This window comes from Huintestinicola sp. (genome assembly GCF_051882455.1).
Classification (GTDB): domain Bacteria; phylum Bacillota; class Clostridia; order Oscillospirales; family Ruminococcaceae; genus Huintestinicola.
Genome location: NZ_JBJERV010000020.1, coordinates 19,108 through 39,822 on the forward strand (window position 1 = coordinate 19,108; position 20,715 = coordinate 39,822).

15 protein-coding genes are annotated in these 20,715 nt (G+C 49.2%); 5 read left to right on the plus strand and 10 right to left on the minus strand.

The features are described 5' to 3' along the window. Nucleotides 1–204: 204 nt before the first annotated feature. A complete protein-coding gene (gene secG, locus ACI4J0_RS03015) occupies nucleotides 205–465 on the minus strand; it encodes a preprotein translocase subunit SecG (RefSeq protein WP_439764340.1) in 261 nt (86 codons plus the stop codon). A gap of 266 nt (nucleotides 466–731) precedes the next feature. Here secG and ACI4J0_RS03020 point away from each other — a divergent pair, with 266 nt between their 5' ends. The 5 genes from ACI4J0_RS03020 to ACI4J0_RS03040 all read left to right on the plus strand — a co-directional run bounded on the left by ACI4J0_RS03020 (nucleotide 732) and on the right by ACI4J0_RS03040 (nucleotide 7,519). After that, complete coding sequence (locus ACI4J0_RS03020) at nucleotides 732–1,496, plus strand: type III pantothenate kinase (RefSeq protein ID WP_439764341.1); 765 nt, start codon at nucleotides 732–734, stop codon at nucleotides 1,494–1,496. Between the two features lie 24 nt (nucleotides 1,497–1,520). Further along, the gene (locus ACI4J0_RS03025) at nucleotides 1,521–2,165 is read left to right on the plus strand and encodes an HAD family hydrolase (protein ID WP_439764342.1); all 645 of its coding nucleotides are present in this window, start codon (nucleotides 1,521–1,523) and stop codon (nucleotides 2,163–2,165) included. A gap of 32 nt (nucleotides 2,166–2,197) precedes the next feature. After that, nucleotides 2,198–4,324: a penicillin-binding transpeptidase domain-containing protein gene (locus ACI4J0_RS03030; protein ID WP_439764343.1), complete on the plus strand. Its 2,127-nt coding sequence runs from the start codon at nucleotides 2,198–2,200 to the stop codon at nucleotides 4,322–4,324. Nucleotides 4,325–4,336: 12 nt separating this feature from the next. Then, complete coding sequence (locus ACI4J0_RS03035; protein WP_439764344.1) at nucleotides 4,337–5,386, plus strand: type II secretion system F family protein; 1,050 nt, start codon at nucleotides 4,337–4,339, stop codon at nucleotides 5,384–5,386. A 363-nt stretch (nucleotides 5,387–5,749) separates the two neighbouring features. Further along, on the plus strand, nucleotides 5,750–7,519 hold the full coding sequence (locus tag ACI4J0_RS03040; RefSeq protein ID WP_439764345.1) for a Na/Pi cotransporter family protein: 1,770 nt from the start codon (nucleotides 5,750–5,752) through the stop codon (nucleotides 7,517–7,519). 42 nt (nucleotides 7,520–7,561) lie between these two features. On the opposite strand, the gene ACI4J0_RS03045 is transcribed toward ACI4J0_RS03040, so the two are convergent. The 9 genes from ACI4J0_RS03045 to ACI4J0_RS03085 all read right to left on the minus strand — a co-directional run bounded on the left by ACI4J0_RS03045 (nucleotide 7,562) and on the right by ACI4J0_RS03085 (nucleotide 20,715). Then, nucleotides 7,562–9,226 carry a hypothetical protein gene (locus ACI4J0_RS03045; protein ID WP_439764346.1) on the minus strand — a complete coding sequence of 555 codons (1,665 nt, stop codon included), beginning with the start codon at nucleotides 9,224–9,226 and terminating at the stop codon, nucleotides 7,562–7,564. Between the two features lie 84 nt (nucleotides 9,227–9,310). Then, nucleotides 9,311–10,894, minus strand: coding sequence for a lysine--tRNA ligase (gene lysS, locus ACI4J0_RS03050; protein ID WP_439764347.1), 1,584 nt, complete (start codon nucleotides 10,892–10,894; stop codon nucleotides 9,311–9,313). 143 nt (nucleotides 10,895–11,037) lie between these two features. Further along, complete coding sequence (gene greA, locus ACI4J0_RS03055; RefSeq protein WP_439764348.1) at nucleotides 11,038–11,514, minus strand: transcription elongation factor GreA; 477 nt, start codon at nucleotides 11,512–11,514, stop codon at nucleotides 11,038–11,040. Between the two features lie 119 nt (nucleotides 11,515–11,633). Beyond that, nucleotides 11,634–11,786 carry a hypothetical protein gene (locus ACI4J0_RS03060; protein ID WP_439764349.1) on the minus strand — a complete coding sequence of 51 codons (153 nt, stop codon included), beginning with the start codon at nucleotides 11,784–11,786 and terminating at the stop codon, nucleotides 11,634–11,636. Next, nucleotides 11,783–12,910, minus strand: a complete 1,128-nt coding sequence (locus tag ACI4J0_RS03065; protein WP_439764350.1) for a hypothetical protein — start codon at nucleotides 12,908–12,910, stop codon at nucleotides 11,783–11,785. Before ACI4J0_RS03065 ends, ACI4J0_RS03060 begins: the two co-directional genes overlap by 4 nt. A gap of 1 nt (nucleotide 12,911) precedes the next feature. Continuing rightward, on the minus strand, nucleotides 12,912–15,188 hold the full coding sequence (locus ACI4J0_RS03070) for a YceG family protein (protein WP_439764351.1): 2,277 nt from the start codon (nucleotides 15,186–15,188) through the stop codon (nucleotides 12,912–12,914). Between the two features lie 14 nt (nucleotides 15,189–15,202). Beyond that, entirely contained in the window at nucleotides 15,203–16,594 is a 1,392-nt protein-coding gene (locus ACI4J0_RS03075) for a S1C family serine protease (RefSeq protein WP_439764352.1), read from the minus strand. A gap of 185 nt (nucleotides 16,595–16,779) precedes the next feature. Further along, nucleotides 16,780–18,675, minus strand: coding sequence for a DUF4214 domain-containing protein (locus tag ACI4J0_RS03080; RefSeq protein WP_439764353.1), 1,896 nt, complete (start codon nucleotides 18,673–18,675; stop codon nucleotides 16,780–16,782). 105 nt (nucleotides 18,676–18,780) lie between these two features. Continuing rightward, nucleotides 18,781–20,715, minus strand: coding sequence for a DUF4214 domain-containing protein (locus ACI4J0_RS03085; RefSeq protein WP_439764354.1), 1,935 nt, complete (start codon nucleotides 20,713–20,715; stop codon nucleotides 18,781–18,783).

Consider the following 20,715-nt stretch of genomic DNA (forward strand, 5'->3'; position numbering starts at 1 on the left):
CTTCCCTCCTTATAATAAGGACCTGTCTTCACAAGCGTATGCGCACGTCTTTTCGGCAAATTCTAAAAATCCTTGCCGGGCGGCAAGCCCGCCTGCGGACTCCCCTTGTCTTAAATTATGCTCGTAAATCCGCACACATTTCTTGTGAAGACAGGTCCTAACAAAAAAGCTCCCGCACAGCGTGCAGGAGCGGTCAGCCTGAAATCAGCCCTTGGAAGCTACTACGGAAATGATATTTACCGCAATAACAATGACAAAGAAGATGAAGGCTACGATCTTGGTCAGTCTCTCAAGAGCCTTTTCTCTTGTATTCTGACCGTTCTTGCCGTAGAAGCTGTCATTGTTTGAGCCCTGAATGGCACTTGTCATACCCTGCTGCTTCTGTGACTGCATAAGAGTGATGACAACAATAAAAACGCTGCACGCTATAAGCACGATGCCGCTGACTATCTCGATTACGCCCATTATATTTTTTCCTCCATTTATATAAATAAACATACTTCGAAAGTTTACCTGATTTATTATACCACACCTTTTCAGAATATGCAAGAGCTTTGGGAAATTTTTGTGCAAATGAAACAATTATATGCGGCTGCGGCGGGGCGTAAATGCGTAATTGGCAAAGGATTTTTCAATAATTCAGAGAATGTTAATCAAATGTTGATTTAACTTGCGAATTTTTTGTGAGATAATTAAAATGTATAATTATATTTTTAAGAGGATACAGCTTTATGATATTAGCCATTGACATAGGAAATACCAACACCGTTATCGGCGGTATGCAGGACGGGAGGATCCTTTTCAGAGAGACTGTCTCTACCGTTCAGACCGCAGCCACCCTTGAATATGCCGCTCTTATACGGACTGCCTTTGAGCTTAACGGGGCTGACCACCGTACCATTGATGGGGGGATAATCTCTTCGGTGGTGCCTTCTCTGACCCTTACCGTCAAGGAGGCTGTAAGCCGTCTTACGGGCATCACTCCCATTGTTGTGGGTCCCGGCATAAAAACGGGGCTCAGCATTATGATAGACAACCCTGCTCAGCTGGGCAGCGGCATGGTGGTAAACGCCGCCGCGGGAATAAGGAATTATCCGCTGCCTCTTATCATAATCGATATAGGCACTGCCACCACTCTTTCGGTCATCGACAGAAAGGGAAATCACATCGGCGGTATGATAGTTCCGGGGCTGAGGGTGTCCCTCGATTCCCTTGTCACAAAGGCTTCCCAGCTGCCCCGAATTGCTCTTGAGCCGCCTAAGAGGATAATCGGCAGGAATACGGTGGAATGTCTCAAAAGCGGCGTTCTGTACGGCTGCGCGGGAATGATCGACGGGCTCATCGGACGGATAAACGAGGAGATGGGCGAGGTCTGCACTGCTGTTGCCACAGGCGACGCTGCGGGGGCGGTCATTCCTCTGTGCCGAAGCAGCATCATTATTGACGATGACCTTGCCCTGAAGGGGCTTATGATAATTTACGAAAAAAATATGTGACCTGTGATAAAGGGGGAGAAGGTTTTGAACGCTGAAAGCATTATTTTCGACCTTGACGGCACCCTGTGGGACAGCTCGGAAAATGTTGCCCTATCCTGGGACGAGACGGTGAGGGGACTTAATGATCCTCTGCTGAGAAACGTCAGGATCACGGGCGAGGACATAAGGGGAGTTATGGGAATGACCATGGACGAGATAGCAAAGAAGCTTTTCCCCATGCTCTCCGCCACAAGGCAGTTTGAGATACTTGATATGTGCGCCGAGAACGAGAACAACTTCCTGGCGGCAAAGGGCGGAAGGCTTTACGAGGGGACGGAAAAGACCCTTTCAAAGCTCTCGGAAAACCACCGCCTGTTTATTGTGAGCAACTGTCAGTGCGGATATATCGAGGCATTCTTTGAATACTGCGGTCTGGAGCGGCTTTTTACCGATTATCTCTGCTGGGGTGAGACGGGAAAGCCCAAGGACGAGACCATAAGGCTCCTTATGGCGAGAAACAATGTTACAAGCGCCGCTTATGTGGGAGATACGGCAGGTGACTGCGAGTCTGCTTACAAGGCGGAGATCCCCTTTGTACACGCTGCTTACGGCTTCGGGAAGGATATCCCCGGGGACAAGACGGCTGCAAGGGCGGAAAGCATCGGAGAGCTTACGGAAATTTTCGGCTGATATGTGTATCGGCTTTATGCGGAGGTGATGGTGTGAGCAAGGCTGCGGACAATATCCGCTTTGTCATTATAATGGCGGCGACCCTGTTTGTGATGTCTTTGGGCGCTTTACGGCTTATGAAGCTGCAGCTTGTGGACGGAAGCAGCTATCTGCAGAAGTCACTGAGCTCCAACACCGCCGAGCAGGTCATAAATGCTCCCAGAGGGGAGATCGCCGACAGCAGCGGTGAATATCTTGTGAGCAACAAGGCAGGCTTCAACGCTGTTATACAGAAGGCGTTCTTCCCCACCGACAACAGGGAGATAAACCGCATTATCCTTAAAGTTGCAAATGTTCTCGAGGAGGAAAATGTGAGCTGGGAGGACGCTCTGCCCATAAGCGAGAATGCTCCCTTCGAGTTTCTCCCCGACAGGGAAAGCGATATTGCAAGGCTTCGGAAAAATATCGGCGTACAGGTCTACGGTACTGCCGAGGAATGCATCATCGCTATGACGGGGCTGTATGAGACAGACCCGCAGCTCACAGACCGTGAGAAGCGGATAATCGCAGGAGTGCGGTATACCATGTATCTCAGGGATTTTTCCGTTTCAAACAGATACACCTTTGCGGAGGATATCACCATGGAGGCGGTGGTCAGGCTCAAGGAGCTTACCTACGAGCTTGACGGCGTGGATATCGTTCAGGAGGCAGTACGAGAGGTAAAGACGGGGGACGTTATACCCCATCTTATCGGCACGGTGGGAGCTATTTCCGCCGAGGAATACGACCAGCTCAAGGGCAGCGGCTATGCTCTCAATGACACCCTGGGCAAGGGCGGCATTGAAAAGGCTATGGAAAGCACTCTCCGCGGAAAGAAGGGCGTTCGCACTCTTGAAATTCAGGGGGGAGCGGTGGTAAACGATGAGATAACCGAGGAAGCTGTTCCCGGGAATACGATAAAGCTTACCGTTGACAGCGATTATCAGCGGAAGGTGCAGACTATCCTTGAAAACCATATATATTGGCTCAACAACCAGACATCTTCCAAGGCAAAGGGCACCGAGGCAAATGCAGGGGCACTGGTCGTTCTTGACGCAAGGAGCGGCGCTCTGCTGGCAGGCGCCACGGCTCCCACTTATGACCTTAAAGACTATCTGGAAAATTACTCCAAGGTGGCAAACGGGGAAAATTCCCCTCTTCTGAACCGAGTTACCTCGGGACTTTACCGTCCCGGCTCCACCTTCAAGACCGTTACTGCCACGGCAGCGCTTAACGAGGGTATCATCAGTCCCACAGACGTGGTGAACTGTCAGAAATATTACACCTACTGGGAGGGCTGGAGCCCCGAATGTACGGGATATCACGGCAGACTCAACGTGGTGGGCGCTCTGAGAGAGTCCTGCAACATCTTTTTTTACGAGGTGGGCAGGGTCATGGGCATTGACAGGATAACCGAGTATGCTTCAAAGTACGGTCTGGGCGAGGAAATGGGCCTTGAAACGGGACGGGGCGTTAAAACGGGCTACATTGCAAGCCCGGACACCTTTGAAGCCCGTCAGCAGGTATGGCAGGCGGGTAACGTCATTCAGGCGGCTATCGGTCAGTCGGACACCTATGTTACCCCCCTTCAGATGGCAGATCAGGCGCTTATGATAGGCAACAGGGGCGTGAGATATCAGACATATATGGTGGACAGCGTTTACACATACAATATGGAAGAGCTTGTGAGCAAGACCGAGCCGACAGTTGCCGCAGTTATCGAGGACAAGACGGGTCATACCTTTGACAAGGTCATTGAGGGTATGGAGGAAGCGGCTGCTTTTAAGGCATACACCTATCCCACGGTCAAGGAATATTACACCGACAGCTACCTTCTCACCGAGCTGCCGAAAAAGGCGGCTATCAAAACGGGTACTCCGCAGATGACATCGAAATCGGACACGGGTTCGGCGTTCATCGGCTTCTATCCTGCGGACGACCCCGACATTGCCTTTTCGGGCTTTGTGGAAAAGGGCGAGTATTCAAAGCTTATGATAAGGGAGCTGATCGAGGCGTATTACAACAAGGATTATCACATCGAAAAGCTGGGCGGCAGGACTGAGGAAGAGCTTGCGGCGGCGCTTTCGGATAATGAAGATACGGACAGCTTTGATGAAGATAACGAAGATCTTGAAGATTAAAGGGTGATAAAAATGTCAAAAAAGAAAAGACCCCTTACCGCCGACGAGGTGGCATATTTCTGCTATCAGCTTGAGCAGGTGCTGGACTCGGGCGTTCCCGTTTATGACGGGCTTACGGTCATGGCGGCTCAGACAAGGAGCAAAAGCACTCCCGAGGCAAATGCTTTGTTAAAATCGGTCACAGACTCCCTTTCCATGGAAAAGCCCTTGTATGCGGCTCTTGAGGAGGCGGGGGTATTTCCCGAATACTGCATTAAAACGGTTATGGCGGGAGAACTGTCGGGACGTCTGGACGAGGCGCTTTCCGCTCTTACGGAATATTACGAAAAGCAGGCGAGGATAGGAGAGAGCGTGCGGAGCGCTGTGGTATCTCCTATGATAATGCTGGTCATTGCTGCGGCGGTCATATCGGTGCTTACACTAAAAGTCCTGCCCATGTTTGCGGAAATTTTCTCCGAATTTGACCCCGAGGTCTATATGGCGGTGTCAAAAAGCGTGGGAACTGCCGCAGGAGTGGGTACGGTCATGCTCATGATCTGCGGAGTGCTTTTCCTGTTCGGGGCGGTGTTTCTTGCCGTAAACGGCAGAAGCGTGGGAACGGGCGAGCTCCTTGCGTCATTGCCCTTTTTTCGTCAGACTGCCGAAACGGTGGCTATGGCGAAATTCTCGGGAGCGGTCTCTATGATGATAATGAGCGGTCTTTCCGCTTCGGAGGCTCTGAGCAATGTTCGGGGCATAAGCAGCTGCAAGCGTGTGAATGAGCGCATTGAGCGCTGCGCTGCCCTTGTTATGAACGATGTTCCCTTTTCGGACGCTGTGGAGCAGTCGGAGCTTCTCCCCGTATTTTACGCCCGTACCCTGCGGGTCTCATACAGCTCGGGCTCCTTCGACACCGCCTGGCAGAAGATAAGCCGCCGTATGAGCGAAGAGGCGGACAGGAGCGTGGAACGTATAATCAGCGCTGTGGAGCCTGCTCTCACCGCTGTTCTGACCCTTGCCGCGGGGGCGATAATGCTGACTGTTATGCTGCCGCTTATGAATATTATGTCGGCGATGATATGATATTTCGGGAATTATTTGAAAATATAAGCTTTTGCGTCTCTCTCCGTTTATTACGGAGGGAGATTTTTTTGTTTCTGAGATATATTTACACAAACGTAACCAAAAATTTACACATCTGTCCCTTTATCCCCTAAAAATCCGCCCCATGCCCGAAAATACATCGTAAATTTTCCGTTAAAGTAAGATATGTGTAAAGTATTTCACGTATTCTTCATAATAAATGATTTTGAAATTCATCTATTTATGATAAAATGAATTTGTATTGTGAAAAATAGTATAATGATGAAACGGTCGGGCAGAAAACCCGGCAAGCCAAACGGAAAAAGCTTTCCTTATGGCAATGTGAAAGGATTGAGCAAAAGTATGACCATTTTCAATGTCATCCACCTGTTCGGCGGTCTCGCAATGTTCCTCTACGGTATGAATTTAATGAGCGACAAGCTCGAAAAGCTGGCGGGCGGCAAGCTGGAGCAGATATTCGAAAAGCTTACCTCCAACCGCTTCAAGGGGCTGCTGCTGGGTATCCTCGTTACTGCGGTCGTGCAGTCCTCCTCTGCTACCACAGTCATGCTGGTAGGATTTGTAAACTCGGGACTTATGCGCCTTTCACAGGCGATATCGATCATTATGGGTGCAAACATCGGCACCACGGTGACTACCTGGATACTGAGCCTTACGGGACTTGAGGGCGACAGCCTGTTTATCCAGTTCTGCAAGCCCAAGAATTTCGCTCCTCTTTTTGCTCTGGTGGGAGTTGTGATGCGAATGGCTTCCAAGGACGGCAAAAAAAAGGATATCGGCGGCATTCTTATCGGCTTCGGTCTGCTTATGTGGGGTATGGTCACCATGGGCGAATCGGTGGAGCCTCTCAGCGAGTCGGAGAAGTTCGCAAGCCTTATGACCCTTTTCAAAAATCCTGTTCTGGGTGTTCTGGTGGGCGCTGTTGTTACGGCGGTCATTCAGTCCTCGGCGGCGTCGGTGGGTATGCTCCAGACCCTTTCAAATTCGGGTCTTATCACCTTCGGAGCGGCTCTCCCCATTATTCTCGGTCAGAATATCGGTACCTGCGTTACCGCTATCATCTCTGCCGCAGGTGCTAACAAGAGCGCTAAGCGTGTTGCTGCCGTTCACCTTTACTTTAACGTTATAGGAACCGTTCTTGCGCTGGTTGGCTACTACACCCTTGACTCGTTTATTCATTTCACCTTTGCGGATATGGAGGTAACAAGCGTATCTGTTGCTATCGTCCATACCGTATTCAATATCGGCACGACCCTTCTTCTGCTGCCCTTTACGCAGGTGCTCGAAAAGCTGGCGTACCTCACCATCAGGGACGAGAAGAAGGAGCCTGCGGAAAATCTTGTGCTTCTCGACGACCGTTTCCTGAACACTCCCGGTGTGGCTATCGAGCAGTGCCGAAACGTTACAAACAGAATGGCTTCCCTTGCAAAGACCACCATTTCCCTTGCTCTCGACCTTTACAAGAACTTCGACGAGGATAAGGCTCAGATGATACTGGAAAATGAGGACCTTATCGACAAATACGAGGACATTACGGGAACATATCTGGTCAAGCTTTCGGGGCGCAGCCTTACCATGGACGACAGCCGCACCGTTTCCTGCCTGCTCCATTCCATTGGCGATTTTGAGCGTATTTCCGACCATGCGGTGAACATTCTGGACACTGCCAGGGAGATACACACCAAGGAAGTAAGCTTCTCGGCTATGGCAAAGCGGGAGCTGAACGTTATGTTCGGTGCTATCGAGGAGATACTCGATATCACTGTGAAGGCGTTTGAGGCGAAGGATATCGACCTTGCCTACAAGGTGGAGCCTCTGGAAGAGGTGGTGGACTATCTCCGCACTGAAATGAAATCCCGTCACGTGGAAAGGTTAAGGACAAAGACCTGTACTATCGAGCAGGGCTTTATATTCACCGACCTTCTCACAGACCTTGAGCGCATTTCCGACCACTGCTCCAACATTGCGGTTAATCTCATTCAGATAAATGACAACAGCTTTGAAAATCACCGCTATCTCAACGCCGTCAAGAGCGAGGACAACGAGAAGTTTGCGGAGCTTTTCAAGGAATTTTCCTACAAATATCCCCTGCCGAAAACTTCCGAAAAATAATAAAAAAACTTCCCCGAAATGCTTGGGGAAGTTTTTTTATGATCAGTATTCGGTCAGAGAAAATTCAGGCTCTCCGTATGAAAAATCACCGTCCGAGAAGTAAATGTCCATTTCTATCCGGACAAAGTCCTGTGGCAGCGAATTTTCACTGTAGCAAAGCACGGTGTCAAGTATAGTTATCCTGTCCCCCTCTATTGTGTATCCCACAATATTGGAGGAGTCTGTCCCCTTCACTCCGTCAGGAAATAGCTGAGAGGTGTCTGCCTCGAAAGTATTATCACAGCCATCGACCGAGAAGGTTATTGTATGTTTTTTATTATTTATCTGTGGATATAATGAATATTCTACAAGCTTTCTGTGGTCAAATACATAGGGCTTGTAGTGACCGTCGGTAAGCTTGTATATCACAAGCTCGTCAACCGCACAGAAGGTTCCGCCGAGCGCATATCTGACAGATGCAAGCTCTGTTTCGCCGTCACCGTCAAAATCTCCCGCATACACCTCAAAGGGTATGCCCAGCCTTCCCTGCCACTTGCATTGAAGCTCGTCGATAATGCCGTTATGCTCGATTATCACATAGTCGGTTTCGTAATAATCTTCTGAGTCGTAGTTTACCGGGGTATACAGCCATTTCTTGCTTTCATCAGCTATCATAACATATACATTTGCGTCTGAACCCTTCGGCTGTGCGGCAAGCATCGGCTTGTTAATATAGCTTTCGTCATTGAAGCATTCGTCGGTAAGAACAAAATCGGGGTCAAGCTCATAGTCGGGCTCGTCCGTAATTATGGGCGCTTCGGTCCCGGGTGTTCCCCAAGCCTCTTCCGCGCTGACAGTGATAGTTGTGTAGCAATTCTTTTCGCAGTCCCACTTTGCAACATCATACTCATCAAGCAATACCTGTGCATCTTTTATAATGCGGTCATTTTCATCGTCGATCGCTAATGTCCAGTTGTATGAAAGCTCATCTTTGACCACGCCGCCTGCGGTGGAGAATATCATATGGCGGTTTGAGGCGTTGTTTTCGCCCATAGCAATATGGATATGACTGATATCGCCGTAAGAAAGCTCGCCTTCAAAATAGACATCGTATCCCTGGCAGGCAAACTGTGCTTCGCCCGTCTCGTTAACGTAGACCGCAAAATCATTGCCGCCTTCCGAATCGCCTATTTCGCCATATATGAACGGTGTGGAAAATATGATAAATGCTTCGTCCTGTCCGCTGCCGTTAAAATCTCCGATATATGCGCTTACAAATCTTGCTTCGGGCTTGCCGTTATCGTTCAGATAGTCCTCAAATCCCACAAGCTGCTGCTCATTTTCCCCATTCGGGTCATAGCTTATAAAATAGTCGTACCGCTCATTGCCCTTGAGACATTCTCTTGCGGCGGCAAGCCATTGCTCGGGGACATCCTCCTTCGACCCCGCCGCATCAGCCATGATGTATTCAAAGCTATCGGTGGAGATCTTTCTGACTTCGGCTGTTTCGGCAGCGGTTTCTTCCGTTTCGGAGGCTGTGGTTTCGCTTTCCGTTTCGGAAGCAGTCGTTTCGCTTTCCGTCACGGCTGCTGTTGTTTCGCTTTCAGATGTGACTGCCGCAGTCTCGGATATTGTTTCGGATATCTCAGGCTCTTCGGGTCTTGCTGCACAGGCTGTGAGCAGCATGGCAAATGCCGATAAAAAAATAATATGCTTTTTCATCATCATACCCCTTTTGATTTGATGCAAAAAAGCGGTCGGTTATCTGTTCCCGACCGCTTTTAGGTTTCTTTATTCTGCAATGCGGAGCTTTTAGTCGAGAGACTTCATCGTGGGGAACAGCAGAACATCTCTTATAGCGCTGCTGTTTGTCAGGAGCATAACAAGCCTGTCGATACCGAAACCTATGCCGCCTGTGGGGGGCATACCGATCTCGAGAGCGCGGAGGAAATCCTCGTCAATGCTGTTTGCTTCTTCGTCACCCAGACGCTTCATCTCTTCCTGAGCCTCAAATCTTCTGCGCTGGTCAACGGGGTCATTCAGCTCAGAATATGCATTCGCCATCTCTCTGCCTGTGATGAAAAGCTCGAAACGCTCGGTGTATTCGGGATCTTCGGGCTTCATCTTTGTAAGAGGAGAAATGTCTGTGGGGTGGTCCATAATGAATGTGGGCTGGATAAGGTGCTCCTCAACAAATTCGTCAAAGAACAGATTAAGGATATCGCCCTTCTTGTGGCGCTTTTCATACTCAATGTGATGCGCGTCGGCAGCGGCTCTCGCCTCTTCAATGGTGTGTATCTCGTTAAAGTCAACGCCCGAGTATTTCTTAACTGCGTCCACCATGGTGAGCCGCTCAAAGGGCTTGCCCAGGTCTATCTCAACATCGCCGTACATTATCTTTGTGGTGCCGCATACTTCCTGTGCGCAGTGACGGTAAAGATTTTCCGCAAGGTCCATCATACCGTGATAATCGGTGTATGCCTGATAAAGCTCCATAAGGGTGAACTCGGGGTTGTGCTTGGTGTCAACGCCCTCGTTGCGGAAAACTCTGCCTATCTCGTAAACTCTGTCCAGACCGCCTACAATAAGCCTCTTGAGATAAAGCTCAAGGGAAATTCTCAGCCTTACGTCCTCGTTAAGAGCGTTGTAATGGGTCTCAAAGGGACGAGCGGAAGCGCCGCCTGCATTTGCCACCAGCATAGGCGTTTCGACCTCAATAAAGCCCTGAGCGTCAAGATAGCGCCTGATAGCCGCAATAATCCGCGAACGCTTTCTGAAGGTCTCGGCAACATCGGGATTTACGATAAGGTCAACATATCTCTGACGATAGCGTGCGTCCTGATCCTTTAATCCATGCCACTTCTCGGGGAGGGGGAGCAGGGACTTGGTGAGGAGAGTTATCTTCTGAGCGTGAACGGTGACTTCGCCTGTTCTTGTCTTGAAAACAAAGCCCTCAACGCCAACGATATCGCCCATATCCCAGGTCTTGAACTCCTTGAAGGCTTCCTCGCCTATGTCGTTCATACGCACATATACCTGCATACGGTCGGTGCTGTCGCGGACATCGATGAAGTTAGCCTTGCCCATATTTCGCCAGGTCATTATCCTGCCTGCGATCTTAACATTTATCCTGTTATTTTCAAGAGCAGCCTTCAGAGCCTCTTCATCGCCGTTAGCTTCAGCGGTAAGGCGCTCCTCAAGCTCTGCGTACTGCTTTCTTATCTCGGAATTTTTGATATTGTAGTCAAACTTGGTTATCTCAAAGGGATTTTTGCCCTGAGCCTTGAGATTGTCAAGCTTTTCCATTCTGACCTTCTTTAATATGTGGATATCCTCTTCGGTCTGCTCCGCCTCTTGGGCAGGGGAGGAGTTAGCCCTCAGCTGTTCATCTGCCATTTTTTTCATTCCTTTGCATTATTTTCTTACGGATAGTACGGAATATTATTTATGTCATATTCCCGATCATTCTATCTGTGCGGAGACAAACTGAGTTGCCCGCACAGATCAACAGCGCGACCTCGCTGCAGGTCGAACCTGCATTATTTGCTTATTTCGAGAACTTCCATCTTGATAATGCCCATAGGAGCCTCGACCTCGAGAATGTCGCCAACCTTTTTCTTGAGAGCGGCAATGCCGATGGGAGCGTCCTCGGAGATCTTGTTGTTTTCGGGGTCAGCCTCGGTGGAGCCCACGATCTGAAGCTCAAGTATCTCGTCAAATTCAAGGTCCTTGAGCTTAACGATGGAGCCGACGCCTATCTCATCGGTGGAAAGGTCCTCATCGCTTACCACCTCGGCGTTGCTTATCTTCATCTCGATGTCGGCGATCTCTGCTTCAAGGATAGCCTGCTCATTCTTAGCCTCGTCATACTCGGCGTTCTCGGAAAGGTCTCCGAAGGAACGAGCTTCCTTGAGCTTCTGAGCGACCTCTGCTCTGCGGACATTTTTGAGATATTCAAGCTGCTTTTCCAGATCCTTAAATCCTTCTGCGGACATTCTTATTTTCTTGACTGCCATAGTATATGACCATCCTTTCAATTACTTCGGATATAATTACCTAATTTAATATTATATAACAAATCCGGTTTTATGTCAAGAGATTTTCGGTAATTGAAACGCGATTTCCCGAAAATCAATTATTTATGAGTTAAAGCATTAAGCCTTAAAAGCTCCTTATCATTATCTGCGGTCATTATGATATTCTCTTCGGAGAACTCCGTCCGCATATCCTTTCCGTCCCTGCCGCAGGAAAAATTAAGCCTGTCATATTCATACCGCACCTCTGTCATACAGTTATAGTGTTCACATTTCCATCGGATATATATCCGCACCCATCTGCGAAGGAAAAAACGTCCCGTACGGAGATATCGCCAAAAGCGCCGTTTAAAGCCGAAAGCCCCCTGCGAGCCTTTTCCCTTGCGCGCTCGGAGGATATCTCGGGGAGCAGGAATTTTACCCCGCCGTCCTCATACAAAACGCCGATGCCGCAGCTTACGGAGAATATTTTAACAGGCTTTCTGTCCTCGCCGCAGAGCTGATATTTTCCTGCGGTCTCGCAGTTTTTCCTCTTTATCTCGGTCTTGATAATGCCGTAACCCTCCGCAAGCCTGCACAGATAATAAGCAAAGCTGCCGAAAACGCATACATCGATTATATTTTCATATGTCTTTTCAAAGCTTACAAAATCGTCCTCGTCACGCTGCATAATGTAGGAATTGCCCTCAGCGGTGATAACGGCAAAAAGTCCCGACTTGCCGAGAGGAAGAAGCTTTTTTACGCTTACCCGCGCCGCGGTAAAGCTGCTGTCCGAGTCCTCCGCGTCGCAGATATCGCTGCCCGTTATCTCTATCATCGCCCCGAGACTGACCGTTTTTTCAATCTCCCCGTCAGGGGTGCAGATATACAGCAGCGAGTCGGAAAATACGTAAAATCTTCCCTCAAAATAAGCCGCATATTCGGGAGCGGTGAGAGCGCATAAAACAGGCTCTCTATCGGTATCGTTGTAAACGAAAACGCCCCCTCTTTCGGTGATGAACATAACGCAGTCCTCACCCAGAGCCGCCCCCGATATCCCCACGGGACACCGTACTTCGGAAATGTTTCCCTCAAAGTCAGCCCTGCATACCGTGTGCCTGCCCTCCGAGCCGAAAACTGCCACGATCCCCCTGTCGCTGTGGGAATATACCGCCGACAAGGGCTTGTCGGTGCCGAAGGCGAGAGACTTTATATCTGCCGTGGCAGGCTGCAGATCGGGAGCGCTTCGCCTTTCGGCTTTTTTTGATGCCGCCTTTGCCTTGGGAGCGGGAGTTTCCTTTGCAGGCTTTGCTTTTGAGGTGTTTGCCGCCGCAATGCCTGCCGCCGCACCTGCCCCTGCCGCAGCGGTGCATAATAAAGCTATGTCCTTGGCTTTCATTTTATTTATCCTTTCCGAATATCCGTCTGAAAATAGATTTTTTCGGGTCAGCCGTCCGCCTGCTCAGGTCGGGTATCTGTAAGTCAAACATATACTCGCCCGTTTCCAGACAGTTGAGGACCCCGCTGTTATAATATTTCTCGGCGCTCTGATATCCCGTAGGAACGTAAAAAACCACATCAAATCCCAGCTTGCTCAGAAACGCCAGAAGTATGCTGTCCGCCCTTGATATCACATTCTCGCCCGTTGCGATATAGATGACCTTGGGATTTACCGCCGTAAAATCAAATTTCTGAATGATGCGCAGGATATCGCTGCCCATATTAAGAGCAATGTGAATTATCCTGTACTCCAGACCGCCTGACTTCTGGTCCTTTATCACATTTGCCTCAAGGAAGGAGGACAGCTTATCCAGGATATAGTCCTGGGTTTCCTCCTTGAGAAAGCCGTAATTGTAATTCTTGTGAGCCTTCACAGCCGACCTGTTCAGCCTGCCGTTTTTCATAAAGCCCACCGCATATTCGCAGGAGCCTTCCTCGTTTGTGATAGGCTCCCCCTTGAAAATAAGGGTGCTGTCGGGATAAGCCATTGCCATTTCGTGAAGCTCGTTCCAGTATCTGGGCAGGTCCTTGTCCTTGACCCCCGATATCTTCGCCATAATAACGGGAATGTTCACGGTGTCCCCCGAAACGCTGAAATTGGGTCTGAACTTCAGCTCCGAGCTCCACAGCATGGGAATTTCCTCGTACATTGTCCTGAGGACCACCGCATTCGCCTTTGCATACTGATGACTGCGGTAAATGCCCGTGTCGGTGTACATCATGCTGTCAAGCTCCCGCTCCGCATAGTATGCCACCGTGCCGAGAGATGCATCGCCCCCCTCTCTGGGGAATTTCTCCGCAGGCAGGGATTCCGTAAAATTCCGCTCATACATCAGGTCGTCATACAGCTCGCATTTGCCTCCGAGTTCGGGACGGAGAATTAAAACGTCCGCAGGACAGCGGGCTATCATCTTCACAAACATAGCTTCCGATGCATTTCTGCAGCCGCCGAAAATGATAAGACAGGGAAAGCCCTTTCTGCCGCCGCCGAAAAGCTCCTTCTGATATCTTTTCAGCCAGCACAGCAGGAAGACCGCTTTGGAGATACCCTTTCTCATATCGTTCCCGTCAGCAAAATACATATCCATCACTGCACAGAAGGCATTTCGCATAATGCCCTGCAGCTTGGGGTCGGAATGAACAATGTTCTGTGAAAGAGCGGCTGTCATATCGGCGGGAGTTCTGTAATTTCCCCGTGATATAGAATTTATCTCCTCGTTTGAGGGCAGCTCTATCGCCTTGTCTATAACTAAAGGGTCTCTCGTCTCTCTCAGCTTCATATAGAAGCTGTACAGGTCACTGAGATAGGTGGTCTTGTTCTCCGCGCCGTTTATCCTTGCATAGCAGGTGTAATAGGTGTCGGGCTCATTTCCTCTTGCGGCAGGCTCTGTTAGAATGTCCGCATAGATATTTCCCGATATCCACGCATTAACGCAGAAGCCGCCGTTTTTAAGTGCGGGAGCCGCATTGACTGCCGGCACGATCCTGCTTACAGACGGAGTGCCCGCAGCCGCATTCCGTACGCCGCTGCCTTTTTTCCTGATATCCGCAAGGGTAAAGCCCGAAGGAAAATCACTTCCCCCCGTAACCTCAAGAAGCGCTGCCATTTTTTCGCATTCGGGCAGCTTGTCAAAATAAGCCGCCCCGTCATATTCCGCAATAAGCACATCGCAGCCTGCCTTAACAGCCGCCGCCAGCATCATCATCTCGTGACGGGAAAGACCGCCTTTGCAAAGAATTTTCGGGGGATATTTCTCCTTTGAGGGAGCAAGGGCACGGGCAATGTCACGTCTGAGCCAGCACATAAACTTGATAAAGGTGTTCTTTAAAATGCTGTCGTTTTTGCCCTCGCTTTTAAGCCGTGAAAGAGACTCAAAAAAGCTGTCTGCCATAGCGGATAAGGCGCTGTCCGAAGCGTTGCAGCATTTTTTCGCCGCCGCCTTGATAAAATCCCTGTCAAGCTTAAAGTTCATAGCGCAGGAGCTTTCAAAATAAGCGATATCTCCTGCGGTGGGATTTGCCATACCCTTTTCGAGAAAAGCCCCGTGCCTTACCGCCAAAGCGAAAAAGCGCAGAAGGAGCTCCTCGGTGTCGGTGCCGTATTTATTTATCCTCAGAAAATGACCTCCTGCGGAAAGCTCTTCCGACAGAAGCTCTGCGGGTATGAGAATGTTCATATGCAAACCATCTTTCATTGATCTCTTAGATTTCCAACAAAGGGGATAATGTCCTTGTAGCCCACCGCAAGATTAAGATTTTGACCCTTGCTGAAGCCTGCGGTGCTTATGCCGATGACCTCTCCGTGCATATTAAGGAGAGCGCCGCCCGAGCTGCCCCCCGAAATGGGAGCGGTAAACTGTATCATATCAACGCCGTTTATCTCACGAAAGCCCGAGATAATGCCGTCCGAAACGCTGTTGAAAAGCCCGAGGGGACTGCCTATAGCCACCACCTTCTGACCTCTTCTCAGCTCATCTCTGCCGCTGTAGAATTTCAGAGGGGTAAGCTGCCTGTCAATGCGGAGAATCGCCAGATCGAGGTTCGGGTGATATTTTATTATCTCGCTTGTGCGGTAAATGTTCTCGTCGTTTTCCAGCTGAACGGAAAATGACCTTGCGCCTCCTGCCACATGGAAATTCGTAAGTATGTAGCCGCCCCTGCCGATTATTATGCCCGAGCCCGAGCCGATGACCCTTCCCCTGCTGTTGTGGAGATTTATCATAACCACCGATGAAGCGAGAGTGGCAAGCTCCTCAAAGGACATTTCGCCATTCTGAGCGGTATGCTCTGCGGGGGGAGCCGTGGGAGCGGGACTTGCCGCAGGCGCTTTTACGGGAGTTCGGGGAACGGTCAGAGGAATGTGCTTTCCCGAAACAGCAGGCACAGCGGCTTTGGGAGCCCTTGCCCCCGCCTTTGACGCAATGGCGACCGTACCCGAGCCTGCACATTCGGTGCTTGCAGGCTGATACTCGGGGAGAGTAAATTCCCTGTTTTCTCCGAGCCGGATAAGCTCCTCCCTGCGTGCTAATCCCTTCGGCAGTGAAGGTTCTCCCGCGGGGCTTAAAAGAAGCACGTCTATCCCCATATGCGCCGCCATAAGGCAGAAAAGGTATTCCTTGCCCCCCGCCTTTCCCGAGCAGACGAGCTTTGGACATTTCCCGTCCGAGCAGGACATTCCCTCAAGGAGCCTGTCCGCGCGGAACATAAGCATAGCCGCCAGATTTTTTTCAATGGAGGGATTTATATCCTTCCGCGCCGAGCGGTAAAGAGCGCAGACCTCTTTGAGCGCAGCTTCCGTCTCCGGGGGAAGGACCTTTTCCCCCTTGCACAGCCTGTCCCATTTATCGCCGTATTCCGCAGCCTCTTTAACTCCGGGCAGGGGAAAGGAGGTAACTCTGCGGTAAAGGCATCTCGCGTCTGCGGACAGTCTGCGGTCGAGCTTGATGATATCCTCCGAAAGGCGGGGGTAATACCCAGTTCCCACTATGAAATAAACGCTTCTTACCCCTGCTGCCGTCCGACCCCTCACATCGCCGAAGGCCTCAATTCCTGTTATCTTCATTGGATTGAACCGAATTTCCATTATCCCATAACTCCATTTTGACAAAAGAATTAAATGAATTTAACTGTAATTATATTATACAACATATCCCGAAAAAAATCAACGGGGGTACACATTACTATTATAGCACAAAAGTTCCCAAATGTCAATACCCTTTATAAAAAAACTGTGCAGAACATTCTCGTTCTGCACAGTGATGTTAATGCTTAGATACCAAATCCCGCAACCATATTCTTAAATTCGGCAGATGTTGCAAAGCCGCTGAATACCTGCTCTCTGGTCATACCGTTCTTCATCTTGGTGAGCCATCTGCTCTTTCCGCCTGCGTCGGCGTTTCTGTCGAAGAGTGCCTGATAAAGCGTATCAACAAACTGCTCATCTGTAAGGTTCTTGTTCTTGAACTCTGCGGAGAAGATGAAGGCGTAAGCGATATCCTTGGCATTGCTTGTACCTGCAAGATACTTGCCTGTGTGGCTGTTAAGACCTCTTACATCGTACTTTCTTCCGAGAGCCTTAGTGTACATTCTTGAAACATAAGCTGTGAGGTTAGCATTCCTGTCGCGGTTTTCGGGAGATGTGTAGGAGCCCTTTACGATTCCGTAGCTTGCGCAGAGCCTTGTAAATTCTGCGGAATTACCGAAGCCCTGGAGCACATAGCCGTAGGAGCAGCCGTTGTCAAGTGCTGTAGCCCATCTTGCAAGACCTGCCGCATCGGGGCTTCTGTCCAGCATAGTCAGGTACATTCTCTTGACAAATTCCCTGTTTGTGAGCTTCTTGTTTGCAAGCTCGGTGCTGAGAACAAAGCGTTTGACCACATCACAGGCAGATTCGCCCGATTTAAGTCTGTTTATATGACTTGCCTTGCCGCTGGGGTCGGGGGAGCGTCCGAGAAGATTAGCGTAAAGGCGCTCTACAAATGCAGTTACCTTTGCCTCGTCAAATACAAGGTCGCTGGGGTCTTCATCCACGCAGTCGGGAATGCTGATATTTGAATAGAAATAGCTGCCAACGTCCCAGTCTGTTTCGGGGTCGTGATAACCGTAGGGGTCGTTAGCCATGAATGTTGCGCTGCTCTTGTTGAACCAATTATAGTCGCAGGTGTTCTCAGCGTTGTCATTGTCCATCCAGGTCACATCAAGCTCATACCACTTGTCATAGAGCTTTATTCTGTTCCATGCGTGTACTGAGCTTACAACGGTGATACATTCAATTCCCGCAGCGTTGCAGAAATAATTCATTGTCATTGCATAGCCGTTGCATACGCACTTGTTGAGATAAAGAGCGCCCATAATGGTCTGGTCAATATAATCGATCTTAGTATATGTAACAGTGGCAGCGACCTTTTCCGCAAGCCACTTTTCCTTTGCAACAGTGCCCTCTATGGAGTTCATGGTGCTGAGCCAGGAGGTGGTGGTATTGTCAATGGTCTGCTTTACCTTGCTTCTTGTGCTGCCGTTCATGCAGTCCTCATTGATGTAGAGGTATATTTTGGAGTAATCGCTTGACCAGCCGTAGCCGTTGAAGGTACAGAATATCTGAGGATTTGAGTAATAGAACATCTGGTATAGATGGTCCATTTCATTTTTTGTGCGTGCAGCATAGTTGGTAACATAGCCTATGCAGTCGTCGCTGTAGGTCTTTGTAGAATTTATGCAGTCGTTGAACACACTGAGAATTTCATTATATGTCTTCTTTTCGGCAGAGGTAAGCTGGTCATAATAATACTCGCTGGAAAAATCATATGCAGCCGCTCTTGAGTAAACGGCAATGCCCTCGTTCTGCTGTCTGTCATATTCGAGGACCCTTTCGATAGCGGCAGCCTCGGCAGGAGAGATCTCTACCGATGTAACGCCGACGCCGTTATTTGCGGGGGGAGTGATGCTGTTAGCGATCTCGATACATTCGCTGATATCCATCTGCTGAGCTCTTTCAAGGGTCAGCTCGGGATTTGTGATGCCCTTTGTATTGGAGCCGGAAACAGCTGTCAGTTCGTTTGCGGGCGATGAAATACCGCTGACCTGATCCTCTGCAGAAGCTGATATACAGGGCATACTCAGGCACATCAGCAGAGACAGGAGCAATGAGACAATTTTTTTCTTCATTGTTTTTTTACTCTCCTTTTTTTAATTATATTATAACGACGGATACCCTACGGATATCCGTCGTTATATACTGTGGGGTGACTGCGTCAAAGGAAATTTAAAATGTTAAATTCCAAATCCCGCAACCATATTCTTAAATTCGGCAGATGTTGCAAAGCCGTTGAATACCTGCTCTCTTGTGTAACCGTTCTTCATTCTTGTGAGCCATCTGCTCTTTCCGCCTGCATCGGCTTTTCTGTCGAAGAGTGCCTGATAAAGCGTATCAACAAACTGCTCATCTGTAAGGTTCTTGTTCTTGAACTCTGCGGAGAAGATGAAGGCGTAAGCGATATCCTTGGCATTGCTTGTACCTGCAAGATACTTGCCTGTGTGGCTGTTAAGACCTCTTACATCGTACTTTCTTCCGAGAGCCTTAGTGTACATTCTTGAAACATAAGCTGTGAGGTTAGCATTCCTGTCGCGGTTTTCGGGAGATGTGTAGGAGCCCTTTACGATTCCGTAGCTTGCGCAGAGCCTTGTAAATTCTGCGGAATTACCGAAGCCCTGGAGCACATAGCCGTAGGAGCAGCCGTTGTCAAGTGCTGTAGCCCATCTTGCAAGACCTGCCGCATCGGGGCTTCTGTCCAGCATAGTCAGGTACATTCTCTTGACAAATTCTCTGTTTGTGAGCTTCTTGTTTGCAAGCTCGGTGCTGAGAACGAATTTCTGTGCCACTTCACAAGCGGATTTGCCCGATCTGAGGCTGTTAACGTGATTTGCCTTGCCCTTGGGGTCGGAAGCGCGTCCCAGGAGCTTTACATAAAGGCGCTCAACAAATGCAGAGGCATTTGCTTCGTTGAATACGACGTCGGTAGGATCGTCTTTCGTACAGTAAGGATAATCGATATTCATATAGAAGTAGCTGCCTGCGTCCAGGTCAGTCTGGGGATCGTGAGCGCCCCAGACCTTCGAGCTGTAATAGGTCTTTTCATTACTCATTGCAGTAGCTCTGCTTATGTTGAACCACATATATTCACAGGTGTTTCCGGCATCATCTCTGTCCATCCATGTTACATCTACCTCGTACCATGTGCCGTAGAGTTTAACACAGTTCCAAGCGTGTGTAGCGCTTACAATGGTGACACATTCAATGCCCGCAGCGTTGCAGAGGTAATTCATTGCCATAGCATAGCCGTTGCATACACATTTATTGGTGTAAAGAGCACCAATAAGGGTCTGGTCATAAGTATCATAAGTGTATGTAATTGTTGCACAAAGCTTTTCAGCTATCCATTTTTCCTTTGCAATGGGACCGGATATGTTATTTACGGTGCTGAGCCAGGAATTTGTGGTGTTGTTAATGCTGTTCTTGATAGTGTTTCTTGTTGATGAGCTGCAGCAGGAATCGAAGACGAATAAATAAAGTGTGGAATAATCTTCTGAGTATGCATAGCCGTGGTAGAAAAAGAACTGAGGATTTGAATAGTAGAACATCTGATTAAGATGGTCTACTTCAGCATATGTACGAGATGCATAGTTGGTAACGCTGTCAAAGCAGGCGGAGCTGTATGTTGATGTGGAATTAAGGCAGGTATTGCAGGCGTCAAGCATTTCGTTATAGGTTTTCTTTTCGTATGCGGTAAGCTGATCGTAGTAATAGCTGCTTGTAAAATTATACGCTGCATCTTTAGAGTAGACTGCGGTATTGTCGGTGTTTGCTTCGTCATATCCGAGAACTCTGTCGAGAACAGCCTCTTCAACCTCGGAAAGCCTGAATGAAGGAATACGGCGGTCTGTATCCTGAGGGGGCTGGATAAGGTTAGCCATCTCGATACATTCGGTGATATCCATCTGCTGAACATCGGCAACGGTCAGTTCGGGATACTCACGTCTGAAGGAGGTGGTGTAATCTTCATCGGGAGCGGATACTGCTGTGGATTGTGCCAGATCCTGCGATGCAGCGACCTGCGCAGATGCTGTCTCTTCCGCAGCTGCCGATACGCAGGGCATACTCATGCACATCAGCACTGCAAGGAGCAGTGAGACAATTCTTTTTTTCAT